The organism is Dickeya oryzae (genome assembly GCF_020406815.2).
Taxonomy (GTDB): domain Bacteria; phylum Pseudomonadota; class Gammaproteobacteria; order Enterobacterales; family Enterobacteriaceae; genus Dickeya; species Dickeya oryzae.
On record NZ_CP162670.1, the window covers coordinates 4,023,987 to 4,036,834 of the forward strand.

Consider the following 12,848-nt stretch of genomic DNA (forward strand, 5'->3'; position numbering starts at 1 on the left):
CCTGTACTTGATTGAGATTATGCGTTTTTTATCGATTCTGACCGGTTTTACCTGCGCAGTTGCCCTGCATGCCAACGCCGCCGCCATGGATGAGTACACCAAATACCTGCCAGATGGGGCCAATCTGGCGCTGGTGGTGCAAAAAATCGGTGCCACGACGCCAACGCTCGATTACCACAGCCAACAGATGGCGTTACCTGCCAGTACGCAGAAGGTTATTACTGCGCTGGCAGCATTGTTGCAGTTGGGGCCGAATTACCGTTTCGTCACGACGATAGAAAGCAACGGTGCGCTTACCGGCGGGGTATTACGCGGCAATCTGACAGTACGCTTTAGCGGTGATCCTTCACTGAAACGTCAGCAGATTCGCAATATGGTACAGGAACTGAAAAAGCAAGGTGTCCGGGAAATCAGTGGTGACGTCTTTATCGACACATCCGTGTTCGCCAGCCACGATAAAGCCCCCGGCTGGCCCTGGAACGACCTGACCCAATGCTTCAGTGCGCCGCCTGCCGCAGCTATTGTCGATAAAAACTGCTTCTCTATTTCGCTTTATAGCGCGCCCAAAGCCGGTGACAACGCATTTATCCGGGTGGCATCCTATTATCCGGTGCACATGTTCAGTGAAGTACGCACACTGCCAAAAGGCTCGCCTGACGCCCAGTATTGCGAGCTGGATGTCGTACCGGGCGAACTCAACCGATACACCCTCACCGGTTGCCTGACACAACGGGCGGAACCCTTACCGCTGGCGTTTGCGATTCAGGATGGTGCCAGCTATGCCGGAGCCATCGTAAAAGACGAGCTGGAACAGGCTGATATCCGCGTCGATGGAAACCTGCGACGCCAGACATTACCGGGTGCACCCGGCACAGTACTGGCGCAGACCGAATCCGAACCGCTGCATGACCTGCTGACGACTATGCTGAAAAAATCGGACAACATGATTGCCGATACCGTATTTCGCACCATAGGGCATGAGCGCTTCAAAGTGCCCGGCACCTGGCGAGCCGGGGCCGATGCCGTACGCCAAATCCTGCGTCAGAAAGCGGGTATTGATCTTGGCAACACCATTATCGTTGATGGCTCGGGACTCTCCCGACATAACCTGATCGCCCCAGCGACCATGATGCAAGTACTGCAATACATCGCCCAACACGATAATGAGCTGAATTACATCAAGATGCTGCCGCTGGCCGGTTATGACGGCACATTACGCTATCGGGCAGGCCTGCACGAAGCCGGGCTTGATGGCAAAGTCTCAGCCAAAACCGGTTCTCTTCAGGGCGTATACAATCTGGCAGGGTTTATTACCACCGCCAGTGGTCAACGCATGGCTTTCGTGCAGTATCTCTCTGGTTATGCCGTACCACCGGAAGATCAAAAAGAGCGACGCATTCCGCTGGTCCGTTTTGAAAGTCGTCTTTACAAAGACATCAACCAAAACAATTAACCAGACAAAAAAATCCCCTATCTGCGGTATGCAGATAGGGGAAACATGTACAACTAACAAGCAAATCTTTCGACTACCGACCTGATGGTCGTCGCGGCATTAACGCTGATAAACGATTTCGACGCCTTCGTCGTCATCCTCATCCCAGTCGTCATCCCACTCTTCTTCCGCTTCTGCCTGAGCCGCTTCCAACTGCTCACGGTGATAGTCATCCCACATGAAATCGACTTTTTCAGGTGCCTTGCTTTCGACTTCAGCCATTGCTTTCGGCTGAGTCTCCAGGAAGTTCATCACATCCCAGCACAGGGCATTCACCCCTTCACGGTTAGCCGCCGAAATCAGATAATATTTGCCTTCCCAGCCCAGCGCTGTGGCAATTGCCTTCGCACGGCTTTCCGCCTCGCTTTTCTCCAGCAAGTCGACTTTGTTAAATACCAGCCAGCGCGGTTTTTCCGCCAGAGATGCGCTGTATTGCTGCAACTCATTGACGATCACTTTGGCATTTTCGATCGGATCAGATTCATCGATCGGTGCCAGATCGATCAGGTGCAATAGCACACGACAACGCTCCAGATGTTTCAGGAAACGGATCCCAAGCCCGGCACCTTCAGATGCCCCTTCGATAAGCCCAGGGATATCCGCCACGACAAAGCTTTTCTCGCTATCCATACGCACAACGCCCAGACTCGGCACCAGCGTTGTAAACGGATAATCGGCTACCTTCGGTTTGGCCGCCGACACCGCACGGATAAAGGTCGACTTGCCCGCATTCGGTAACCCCAGCATGCCAACATCCGCCAGCAACAGCAACTCCAGCAGCAACTCACGTTCTTCACCCGGCGTACCATTGGTTTTCTGGCGAGGCGCGCGGTTGACGGAAGATTTAAAGCGGGAGTTACCCAGCCCGTGCCATCCGCCTTTCGCGACCATCAATTTCTGCTGATTACGGGTCATATCGCCCAGCACTTCGCCTGTGCTTTTATCCAACACACGCGTACCAACCGGCACCTTGATGGTGATGTCTTTACCGCGCTTACCAGTACAGTCACGACTCTGGCCGTTCTGACCACGTTCTGCGCGGAAACTTTTCTCAAAACGATAGTCAATCAGGGTATTGAGGTTTTCATCCGCCAGCAGGTAGACATCACCGCCGTCGCCGCCATCACCACCATCAGGCCCACCGTTTGGAATATATTTTTCACGGCGGAAGCTGACACAGCCGTTGCCACCGTCACCCGCCACAACCAAAATAGTGGCTTCATCTACAAACTTCATGAACTATCTCCGCAAAAAACCAATAGAGAATGACCGACGCGTTTGAATAATTTATTGGTTCTCTTTGGCTCAACGAATTGGGTTGATGACAGATAACCACAGTATGTCACCTGCCACTGAAAAACCGACGCATCAGAACTGTTTCGATAAAAGGGCGCTGATTGTACCTGCTTGGCGAAAGGATTTCACCTGTATTAAAAATAATCAGTCCACATCAGCTTCGTCATGGCCTTAAACATGCCTTACCACAGCGGCCTCACACCCGTGGGTATTTGGAACGCCTTGCTGCGATCACATGATGCCCGATCGCGGCAAACATCGCCCCTGCCACAACGACAAACGCGCCGACGTATCCCAGCAGGTTAAGCGATGGCGCAGCAAATACCGATGGCCAGGCCAATGACAACAGATCCGAGAAAAACAGCGTAAACAGCGGCGTCAGCGTAATAATGGTACTCACCTGTGCGGCTTGCCAGCGAGCCATGGCTTCCGCCAGTGCACCGTAACCAACCAGCGTATTCGCACCGCAAAACACCAGGCAAGCTAATTGCCAGCCGGTTAACTGAAACAGAGTGCCCGGCTTCGCCCACGGTGTGATAAACAACACGCAGAGTGCATAGAGCAGAAAAAGCAGTTGCTGCGAAGTCAGACGTCGCAGCAATACCTTTTGTGCCACGCCATACGCAACCCACACGGCAGCAGCCGCCACGCCCAGTAATATCCCGAAGGTGTAATCCGTCAGGCGAGTAAACAACTCCATCAGACTGTTGTTGAAAAACATCAACAATCCACAGATCAATATTCCGGCACCGATGACCTGGTTGACGCGCATCTTCTCTTTCAGAATAACGACGCTGGCGACCATCAAGCCTACCGTAGACAATTGCCCGATCACCTGTGACGCAGTAGGACTCAGATATTGCAACGAAGAGCTGAACAATACGAAGTTGCCCAACAGTCCTCCTGTTGCTATCAGCAGCAAAATCCACCAACGTTGATGATCGAACGCCCGAAGCTGTGGCAACGAGCCTTTGCTGTACAAGAAAATGCCCAATCCGACGGACGCAATCAGAAACCGATACCAGACGATGGTGTAAGGCTCCATCGTCGCCAGAACCTGTTTCATCGCGATTGGCAGCGCCCCCCAGCATACGGCGGTGGTCAGCGCCAGACAAAACCCGATGCCAGCATTCTGTTTCATCACATCACCTGTTCTTTTTATTGATGTCGTTAACGTGCAGCGTTTTTATCGTACATCTAAATGTAAAAAGCCCCGCAACAAGTGCGGGGCTTTATGATTCAACCTGATACCGGAAAATTACTCAGCAACGATGCTGATGTATTTACGGTTGTTCGGGCCTTTAACTTCAAATTTGACTTTACCGTCAGACAGTGCAAACAGGGTGTGGTCTTTGCCGCAACCTACGTTGCTGCCGGCGTGGAACTTGGTGCCACGCTGACGAACGATGATGCTGCCAGCCAGAACTGATTCACCGCCAAAGCGTTTTACGCCAAGACGTTTGCTTTCTGAGTCGCGGCCGTTACGAGTAGAACCGCCAGCTTTTTTGTGTGCCATTAATCCGCTCTCCTAAAACTTAAGCGCTGATGCCGGTGATTTTCACGTCAGTGAACCACTGACGGTGGCCAGCCTGCTTACGGTAGTGTTTACGGCGACGAAACTTAACGATTTTAACTTTCTCGCCACGGCCGTGAGCAACAACTTCAGCCTTGATTTTGCCGCCGTCGACGAAAGGAACGCCGATTTTGACATCTTCACCATTGGCAACCATCAGAACCTGGTCAAACTCAACAGCTTCACCGGTTGCGATGTCCAGCTTTTCCAAGCGAACGGTCTGGCCTTCGCTTACTCGGTGTTGTTTACCACCACTTTGGAAAACTGCGTACATATAAAACTCCGCTTTCCGCGTGCTTCTTTGAAAGATGTGAAGCGCGCTATAAATATTCACAATAGGGCGCGAATTCTACGCAAAAAACCTACTGATGACAAGCGCAGAATCAATCAATGTGAAGAAAAAGGATACAACCCATGAACTGCCGTTTATCTATGCCGTTTTTCAAGTACAATCGGGCCTAACGTTCCCTTTTCGGTGCCGATATCAGCAGTATTTTCACGGCAGAAACAGAAGCAATCAGCTGGCAGAAACAATGAACTTAGAGCAAATCACAGCGTTAAGCGCACAGGATATGGCCGCCGTCAACCAGACCATACTGGATCAGCTCAACTCCGATGTTGTCCTGATCAATCAGTTAGGAAATTACATCATCGGCGGTGGCGGCAAGCGCATCCGTCCCATGATAGCGGTACTTGCCGCCAGAGCGCTGAATTACCAGGGTGACAAGCACATTACCGTTGCTGCGCTGATTGAATTTATCCACACCGCCACGCTTCTCCATGATGACGTTGTCGACGAAAGTGATATGCGCCGCGGAAAAGCCACGGCGAACGCGGCGTTCGGTAATGCCGCCAGCGTGTTGGTCGGCGATTTCATCTATACCCGCGCGTTTCAAATGATGACCAGCCTGGCTTCGCTACGCGTTATGTCAGTCATGTCTGACGCCGTTAACGTCATTGCGGAAGGCGAAGTACTCCAGCTCATGAACTGCAATGACCCGGACATCACCGAAGACAGTTATATGCGGGTGATTTACAGCAAAACGGCCCGGTTATTCGAAGCAGCCGCGCAATCTTCCGCTATTTTGTCGGACGCCAGCAGCGAGCAGGAAATGGCGTTACAAGAATACGGCCGCTACCTTGGCACCGCATTCCAATTGATTGACGATTTGCTCGACTACAGCGCCGACGGCAAAACACTGGGGAAAAATACCGGTGATGACCTGAACGAAGGCAAACCCACGTTACCGTTGCTGCATGCCATGCACCACGGTAATGATGAGCAGCGCACCATGATTCGCCAGGCGATTGAGCAAGGCAACGGCCGACATTTACTGGAACCGGTATTAGCTGCCATGCAATCTTGTGGCTCTCTCGCCTATACGCGCCAAAGAGCCGAGGAAGAAGCCGATAAAGCCATCACCGCGATTCAGTGCCTGCCTGCCAGTGATTTTCGCACTGCGCTTGAAGGGCTGGCCCACCTTGCAGTGCAGCGCGACTTCTAAATCACTCTTCTTTATTTACACAGTCCTGGTTTTTGCATTTATGCGGCCCGTTTTCCAAACGGGCCAGCACACTCATCGCCCCTTCACGCAGAATGTGCCCAATTAACCGGGTACGTTCTTCTGCCGACAGTTGATGATAAATTTGAATCCAGGTGTATTCCTGAGCACCGTCCAATGCTGCCGAGACATAATCGGGCGAGGTTTCACGCATCAGCGTCGTCCCCATCAACGTCGCGCTCATCAATGTTGCTTTGACTTCTTCCGGTAAGCTCCAGATAGCGTATTCAACACCTTTACCCTGAACGCCTTTGCGACGTCGTCTTTCCCAGCCATGATCCTTGGCTTTTTTATTCAGCCCCTGACGCGATTTCGGCAACCCTGCCACGCCCAATAATTCATTCGTCGTAAACCATGTTTTTTCCATCCTAATCTCTCCCTTTCATCTCATTCCTGATACGAATACATAACCAGGCGACTAAAAACCCGATTACGTTTCCATATAATAGACTAATTTTATTCAAATCACTAACGCAATAGCGTTAAAGGCAGGAGTAGTGGTGTCGGTGAAAGTTCCACTGAAAGAAATAAACTGGAGAAACCGTAGGGAAATAAGAGAAAGCCATTCCACAATAAGAAAGCAACTGGGAATGGCTGAGAGATTTAATCAGAAAAATCTTTTATCAAAGTTGCGCTTAACGTATTAGCCAGACCTAACTGCTTCAACGTAGAAGACACCCCTTCGCGCATGATATGCGCCACCAATTTTTCCCGTTCAGGGACCGACAACTGGTGGTAAATTTGAATCCAGACTGACAGCATGTCTGATGGTTTTGCCGCATATTCACCTGACGTTTCCTGCAGTAGCAGCGTTTGCTGAACAGACTGAGGTAAGCTATGGATAGAATATTCTACCCCACGTCCTTGTACACCTTTACGGCGACGCTTTTCCCAACCATCTTCTCGGGCTCGCTTATTCAATCCTTGCCGTGATTTAGGGAGTCCGCCAATACCAACCAATTCGCTGGTCGCAAACCACTCTTTTTTCATGTCCTTTTCATCCCGATAGTGATACACGTTACCTATTCAGATCCATTTGGAAATTAATTTGGAAATATTAAGGAAATTGGTGCTATATTATTTCCAAATAATGGCTTGAGGTTAGCAAAACCATTAACCATTAGCTGTTAGTTATACCATTAATACGCTGTCGTCTTAATAGCAATAAGGGAAGGATTATGAATTCAAGGAAAAATGACTGGCATCCTGCCGATATTATCGCAGCATTGAGAAAGAAAGGGACAACACTTGCTGCAGTATCGCGCGGTGCCGGCTTGAGCTCTTCCACACTGGCTAATGCCCTATCCCGTCCATGGCCAAAGGGTGAATGGCTAATAGCCGATGCGCTGGGGATTCATCCGTCGGAAATATGGCCCAGCCGCTATTACGATCCACAAACGCAAGAATTACTCGACCGCAAAAAACTGATCCGTCCTCCATCCGATCCACAACCCGAATAATGCTGCCAAAAAAAGAAAGGCCGGAGCATACACTCCGGCCTTATCAGCAACACAGGTAATCACAATCGTGATTATTTCTTGTTGATGAACTCTTCGCCCAGCGCGATATCCTGTTTCAGGGTATCCAGCATGCTGACCAGAGCCTGTTGTTCAAATGCGCTCAGCGTACCAATCTCTTTACGCTCAGCCACACCGTTTTTGCCCAGCAACAGCGGTTGTGCGAAGAAGCGGGCATGTTTGCCATCACCTTCAACATAAGCACATTCAACCACACCGCTTTCACCCTGCAGAGCACGTACCAGAGACAAACCAAAGCGAGCTGCAGCCTGACCCATGGACAAAGTTGCAGACCCGCCACCAGCTTTTGCTTCAACCACTTCAGTACCGGCATTCTGAATACGCTTGGTCAGGTCAGCCACTTCCTGCTCAGTGAAGCTTACGCCCGGAATCTGAGACAGCAACGGCAGAATGGTCACGCCGGAGTGACCACCGATAACCGGTACTTCAATATCCTGCGGCTGTTTGCCTTTCAGTTCAGCCACGAAAGTATTTGAGCGGATAATGTCCAGCGTCGTGACACCGAACAATTTATTTTTGTCATAGACGCCCGCTTGTTTCAGGACTTCAGCCGCAATCGCCACCGTCGTATTGACCGGGTTGGTAATGATACCGATACAGGCTTTAGGGCAGGTGCTGGCAACCTGAGAAACCAGGTTACGCACAATGCCCGCGTTAACGTTAAACAGATCGGAACGATCCATTCCCGGCTTACGGGCAACCCCGGCAGACATCAGCACGATATCCGCGCCTTCCAGAGCCGGAGTCGCATCTTCACCACTGAAACCTTTGATTTTCACGTCGGTAGGAATGTGGCTCAGATCAACCGCCACGCCCGGTGTAACCGGAGCAATATCATAAAGTGAGAGCTCTGAACCTGAAGGAAGCTGGGTTTTGAGGAGAAGAGCAAGGGCTTGACCAATACCACCTGCGGCTCCGAGAACTGCAACTTTCATCCTAAACTCCTTATTATGTTAAGTAAAATTACCGTGGATGCGTTTAGTTAAAAACGTTTTATGCTCGCGAGACAAGCCAGGCACCAGACCTGCTTTCAGAGGGGCACTACATAGGTCCGCTGCAAGTAGATCGGTGCACAGCGATAACGCACTATGTGATTAATAATAAACTAACAATCCGCCTGATCTCTGAAAGGTAATTAAAGTAACAGGCAATTGTGATGTGCCCCGACATAAGCCCACGACTGATTAACGGGTATGTTACATTACACCTGTAAGTAGCCTCCAAACAACATCATTTTGATAACATTTATTTTACTTTTATGTGATGAAGAGCACACTTTTTGACGTCTCGGTAAAGTATCGCCCTACACATTTTCTCGCCTGATAACCCCTCCTCGCAATCCGGTTTTATACGCACCCATATTGCATAAAAATTCATTTAAATGCATAATCGCGGTATGTTTCACTTTTCCTCGGACACGGTGCAGAATGCGTAGCTCCCCTAAACAAGAAGATCTGGTAAAAGCGTTCAAAGCGCTGTTAAAAGAAGAGAAATTCAGCTCTCAGAGCGAAATCGTGCAGGCATTGCAGGACGATGGCTTCGACAACATCAACCAGTCGAAAGTGTCACGCATGCTGACCAAGTTTGGCGCGGTGCGTACCCGCAACGCCAAAATGGAAATGGTTTATTGCCTGCCCGCTGAGTTAGGGGTACCAACCACCACCAGCCCGCTAAAAAATCTGGTGCTGGATGTTGATCACAACGATGCCGTGGTCGTCATTCATACCAGCCCGGGTGCGGCGCAGTTAATCGCACGCCTGCTGGACTCACTGGGCAAATCGGAAGGTATTCTTGGCACGATTGCGGGTGATGACACCATTTTCACCACGCCTGCCAGAGGATTTAGCGTCAAGCAACTGTATGAAGCCATCCTGGTTCTGTTTGAACAGGAACTCTGATTTCCCGCCGCCCCGCGATCTGTTCGGGGCGACAAGACGATATCAGCAACGCATCACAAGGCCGGCAACTCTGCCAACGGCCAGCGTGGCCGCACAGTAATGCCAAGCTCCCCGGTAACGCCCTGAGCGAACCGTACTGCGCCCGCATACGCAATCATCGCGCCGTTATCGGTACAAAATTCAGGACGCGCATAGAACACCTCACCACCGCGTTTAGCCATGATCTCTGCCAGACGTTGGCGCAATGTCCGATTAGCGCTTACGCCGCCCGCCATCACCAGCCGACTGAACCCGGTCTCGTCAAGCGCACGCCGACACTTGATGGCCAGCGTATCAACGACGGCATCTTCGAATGCTCGTGCGATATCGGCTTGTGTCTGCGGATCGTTGCCATTCTCACGGATGGTATTGGCGGCAAAGGTCTTCAATCCTGAGAAACTGAAATCCAGACCGGGACGATCCGTCATGGGCCGGGGGAAGACAAAACGACCGGGGTGCCCATTTTGCGCCATTTTTGACAGCAACGGCCCCCCCGGGTAATCCAGCCCCAACAGTTTGGCGGTTTTATCGAACGCTTCACCCGCCGCATCATCAATGGATTCGCCCAGCAAACGGTATTCGCCAATACCGGTCACGCTGATCAACTGAGTATGCCCACCAGAGACCAACAGTGCGACAAACGGAAACGCGGGAGGGTTATCTTCCAGCATGGGAGCCAGCAGGTGCCCTTCCATGTGATGAACCGGTATGGCGGGCACATTCCAGGCAAACGCCAGCGAACGTCCCACTGTCGCCCCCACCAGTAGCGCGCCGACCAGACCTGGGCCTGCGGTGTATGCGATGGCATCGATATCACCCTGCTGTAGCCCCGCTTCTTTTAACGCCGCCTGAATCAGTGGCACGGTCTTGCGGACATGATCACGGGAAGCCAGCTCAGGCACCACGCCGCCATAATCGGCATGCAGTTTTACCTGGCTATAAAGCTGATTTGCCAGCAGCCCGGCCTGCGTGTCATAAATCGCGACTCCGGTTTCATCGCAGGATGTTTCAATACCCAATACGCGCATTGCTGTTTTCACTCTCGGTTACATTTTTACCGCGACCAACCTGGCCGCTTGATTCAGGCGGCGCATAGTCTATCATAAGCCTGCCCACAGACACGTACCCCCGCATCGCGCGTTTTATGATCGCTGATGGACTTTACAAACGCGCCACAGTTGCAGTAGAATTCCGCACCATTTTGAAAAGGCTGGCACAAGGCCAGCAACAAACCGAATTTACTGAGGTGAGAGGCACATGCCGGTAATTAAAGTACGTGAAAACGAGCCGTTCGACGTTGCTCTGCGTCGTTTCAAGCGTTCCTGCGAAAAAGCGGGTGTTTTGGCTGAAGTTCGTCGTCGTGAGTTCTATGAAAAACCGACTACTGAACGTAAACGCGCTAAAGCATCTGCTGTGAAACGTCACGCTAAGAAGCTGGCTCGAGAAAACGCACGCCGCACTCGTCTGTATTAATTTTTAGGAGGGTTATCCTCCACCGCGTGATTAATCCGCAGACTTAGCAGTTGCATACGAAGGCCGTGCATTTCCGAAAGGAATGCGCGGCTTATTGTCGTTTATAAACGTATATAGATAAGGGGCTTATGGCTGGACGTATTCCCCGCGTATTTATTAATGACCTGCTAGCCCGTACCGACATCGTCGACCTGATCGATGCGCGCGTTAAACTGAAAAAGCAGGGCAAGAATTATCACGCGTGTTGCCCGTTCCACCACGAGAAAACCCCGTCATTCACCGTAAACGGTGATAAGCAGTTCTACCATTGCTTTGGTTGCGGTGCCCACGGCAACGCCATTGATTTCCTGATGAATTACGATCGTCTGGAATTTGTTGAAAGCATTGAAGAACTGGCTGCAATGCACGGTCTGGATGTCCCTTACGAAGCAGGCACCGGTCCGACCCAGCTCGAACGCCATCAACGGCAAAGTTTATACGAGCTGATGGAACAATTAAGCGCATTTTACCAACATACTCTGAACCAACCCGCCGGTACGCCCGCCAGAGAGTATCTGGCCAGACGAGGCTTGAGCGATGATGTCATCCGTCAGTTCGCCATCGGATGTACGCTGCCAGGGTGGGATAACGCGTTAAAGCGTTTCGGGCGCAACAGCGACGATAAAACGACGCTGACTGATGCCGGTATGTTGGTAACCAACGAGAATGGTCGTACTTATGATCGTTTTCGCGATCGGGTGATGTTCCCTATCCGTGATAAACGCGGACGGGTCATTGCGTTCGGTGGTCGGGTCATGGGTGACGGCACCCCAAAGTACCTGAACTCGCCGGAAACCGAGATTTTTCATAAAGGTAGACAGCTGTACGGCCTGTACGAAGCACAACAGAAAAAACCGGAATTGAAACGGTTGTTGGTGGTCGAAGGCTATATGGATGTGGTTGCGCTGGCACAGTTTGGCATCGATTACGCGGTCGCCTCACTGGGAACCTCAACAACAGCGGATCATATTCAGTTGCTGTTCCGCGCTACCGATCAGGTGGTGTGTTGTTACGATGGTGACCGTGCTGGACGCGACGCTGCCTGGCGAGCGCTGGAAACCGCGCTACCCTATCTGGATGACGGCAGGCAATTGCGTTTTATGTTCCTGCCAGATGGCGAGGACCCGGATACGCTGATTCGCCAGGAAGGGAAAGCCGCGTTTGAGCAGCGTATTGAACAGGCGATGCCACTGTCATCATTTTTGTTCGATTCGCTGCTACAACAGGTAGACATGAGCACCCCTGACGGGCGGGCCAAGCTGAGTACGCTGGCATTACCCCTTATTGGTCAAGTGCCGGGTGAAACGTTACGCTTATACTTACGTCAACAGCTCGGTCATAAGTTGGGGCTGCTGGATGACAGCCAGTTAGACCGCTTGTTATCGAAGACAGCGGAACAAACATCGTCTTACCAGCCTCCACGGCTAAAAGTCACAACTATGCGTATACTGATAGGACTTTTAGTACAAAACCCGAGGCTGTCCGCCGAGGTGCCGACACTGGCACTGGATGGCGTGGAAGAAAGTAAAGTGGCAGGGCTGGAGCTATTTTTAGATCTGGTAAAAGCCTGCAATGAAAGCCCGGGCATGAACATGGGGCTGCTGCTGGAGAAATATCGCGAAAGTAAATATCGCAAGCAGCTTGAAACCCTCGCCGCCTGGGACCATATGATTGAAGACGACGAGCTCGAAGAGAAATTCCGGGTCAGCCTGGCCGAGCTCTACGACCAGTTGCTTCAGCAACGGATGGATATGCTCATTGCCCGCGAGAGAACACACGGGCTGAGCATGAATGAGCGCAAAGAGTTGTGGTCTCTGCAACTGGCGCTGACACGAAAAAACTGATTTCCTGCGGCTTAACTGCCGATAAATAGTAGGGTTGATCCCTACAGCGTGCCGCTACAGGGGCTGCGGCGATAAGAAAAATTCCCCTAATGCT

The 12,848-nt window shown here is 51.4% G+C and carries 14 protein-coding genes; 6 read left to right on the top strand and 8 right to left on the bottom strand.

What is annotated here, in order from left to right:
- The first annotated feature begins 19 nt into the window (after window positions 1-19).
- Window positions 20-1,453 carry a serine-type D-Ala-D-Ala carboxypeptidase gene (gene dacB, locus LF929_RS17670; RefSeq protein ID WP_038903300.1) on the top strand — a complete coding sequence of 478 codons (1,434 nt, stop codon included), beginning with the start codon at window positions 20-22 and terminating at the stop codon, window positions 1,451-1,453.
- A gap of 99 nt (window positions 1,454-1,552) precedes the next feature.
- Here dacB and cgtA read toward each other — a convergent pair whose 3' ends face one another.
- The 4 genes from cgtA to rplU form a co-directional block, all read right to left on the bottom strand.
- A complete protein-coding gene (cgtA, locus tag LF929_RS17675; RefSeq protein ID WP_016943774.1) occupies window positions 1,553-2,728 on the bottom strand; it encodes an Obg family GTPase CgtA in 1,176 nt (391 codons plus the stop codon).
- Between the two features lie 256 nt (window positions 2,729-2,984).
- Window positions 2,985-3,929, bottom strand: a complete 945-nt coding sequence (locus LF929_RS17680; RefSeq protein ID WP_153508597.1) for a DMT family transporter — start codon at window positions 3,927-3,929, stop codon at window positions 2,985-2,987.
- 117 nt (window positions 3,930-4,046) lie between these two features.
- Entirely contained in the window at window positions 4,047-4,304 is a 258-nt protein-coding gene (rpmA, locus tag LF929_RS17685; RefSeq protein ID WP_012771136.1) for a 50S ribosomal protein L27, read from the bottom strand.
- Window positions 4,305-4,323: 19 nt separating this feature from the next.
- Window positions 4,324-4,635 (bottom strand): 50S ribosomal protein L21, encoded by a 312-nt coding sequence (gene rplU, locus LF929_RS17690; RefSeq protein WP_016943772.1) that lies wholly within the window; start codon window positions 4,633-4,635, stop codon window positions 4,324-4,326.
- A gap of 259 nt (window positions 4,636-4,894) precedes the next feature.
- Here rplU and ispB point away from each other — a divergent pair, with 259 nt between their 5' ends.
- The gene (gene ispB, locus LF929_RS17695) at window positions 4,895-5,866 is read left to right on the top strand and encodes an octaprenyl diphosphate synthase (RefSeq protein WP_016943771.1); all 972 of its coding nucleotides are present in this window, start codon (window positions 4,895-4,897) and stop codon (window positions 5,864-5,866) included.
- A 1-nt stretch (window position 5,867) separates the two neighbouring features.
- Here the strand turns inward: ispB and LF929_RS17700 are convergent, their stop codons facing one another.
- Together LF929_RS17700 and LF929_RS17705 are read right to left on the bottom strand one after the other, a co-directional pair.
- Window positions 5,868-6,290: a DNA-binding protein gene (locus tag LF929_RS17700; protein WP_210174348.1), complete on the bottom strand. Its 423-nt coding sequence runs from the start codon at window positions 6,288-6,290 to the stop codon at window positions 5,868-5,870.
- Window positions 6,291-6,526: 236 nt separating this feature from the next.
- Window positions 6,527-6,913 (bottom strand): DNA-binding protein, encoded by a 387-nt coding sequence (locus LF929_RS17705; RefSeq protein ID WP_016943770.1) that lies wholly within the window; start codon window positions 6,911-6,913, stop codon window positions 6,527-6,529.
- A gap of 188 nt (window positions 6,914-7,101) precedes the next feature.
- On the opposite strand from LF929_RS17705, the gene LF929_RS17710 reads away from it, so the two are divergent.
- Window positions 7,102-7,383: a helix-turn-helix transcriptional regulator gene (locus tag LF929_RS17710; protein WP_019843790.1), complete on the top strand. Its 282-nt coding sequence runs from the start codon at window positions 7,102-7,104 to the stop codon at window positions 7,381-7,383.
- A 71-nt stretch (window positions 7,384-7,454) separates the two neighbouring features.
- Here LF929_RS17710 and mdh read toward each other — a convergent pair whose 3' ends face one another.
- Entirely contained in the window at window positions 7,455-8,396 is a 942-nt protein-coding gene (gene mdh / locus LF929_RS17715; RefSeq protein ID WP_038903296.1) for a malate dehydrogenase, read from the bottom strand.
- 492 nt (window positions 8,397-8,888) lie between these two features.
- Between mdh and argR the strand changes: the two genes are divergently transcribed.
- Entirely contained in the window at window positions 8,889-9,359 is a 471-nt protein-coding gene (gene argR, locus LF929_RS17720) for a transcriptional regulator ArgR (protein WP_016943767.1), read from the top strand.
- A gap of 53 nt (window positions 9,360-9,412) precedes the next feature.
- On the opposite strand, the gene tsaD is transcribed toward argR, so the two are convergent.
- Window positions 9,413-10,426: a tRNA (adenosine(37)-N6)-threonylcarbamoyltransferase complex transferase subunit TsaD gene (gene tsaD, locus LF929_RS17725; protein WP_016943766.1), complete on the bottom strand. Its 1,014-nt coding sequence runs from the start codon at window positions 10,424-10,426 to the stop codon at window positions 9,413-9,415.
- 229 nt (window positions 10,427-10,655) lie between these two features.
- Here tsaD and rpsU point away from each other — a divergent pair, with 229 nt between their 5' ends.
- Both rpsU and dnaG read left to right on the top strand, forming a co-directional pair.
- On the top strand, window positions 10,656-10,871 hold the full coding sequence (rpsU, locus tag LF929_RS17730; protein WP_001144069.1) for a 30S ribosomal protein S21: 216 nt from the start codon (window positions 10,656-10,658) through the stop codon (window positions 10,869-10,871).
- Between the two features lie 128 nt (window positions 10,872-10,999).
- A complete protein-coding gene (gene dnaG / locus LF929_RS17735) occupies window positions 11,000-12,754 on the top strand; it encodes a DNA primase (protein ID WP_226093632.1) in 1,755 nt (584 codons plus the stop codon).
- Window positions 12,755-12,848 lie beyond the last annotated feature (94 nt).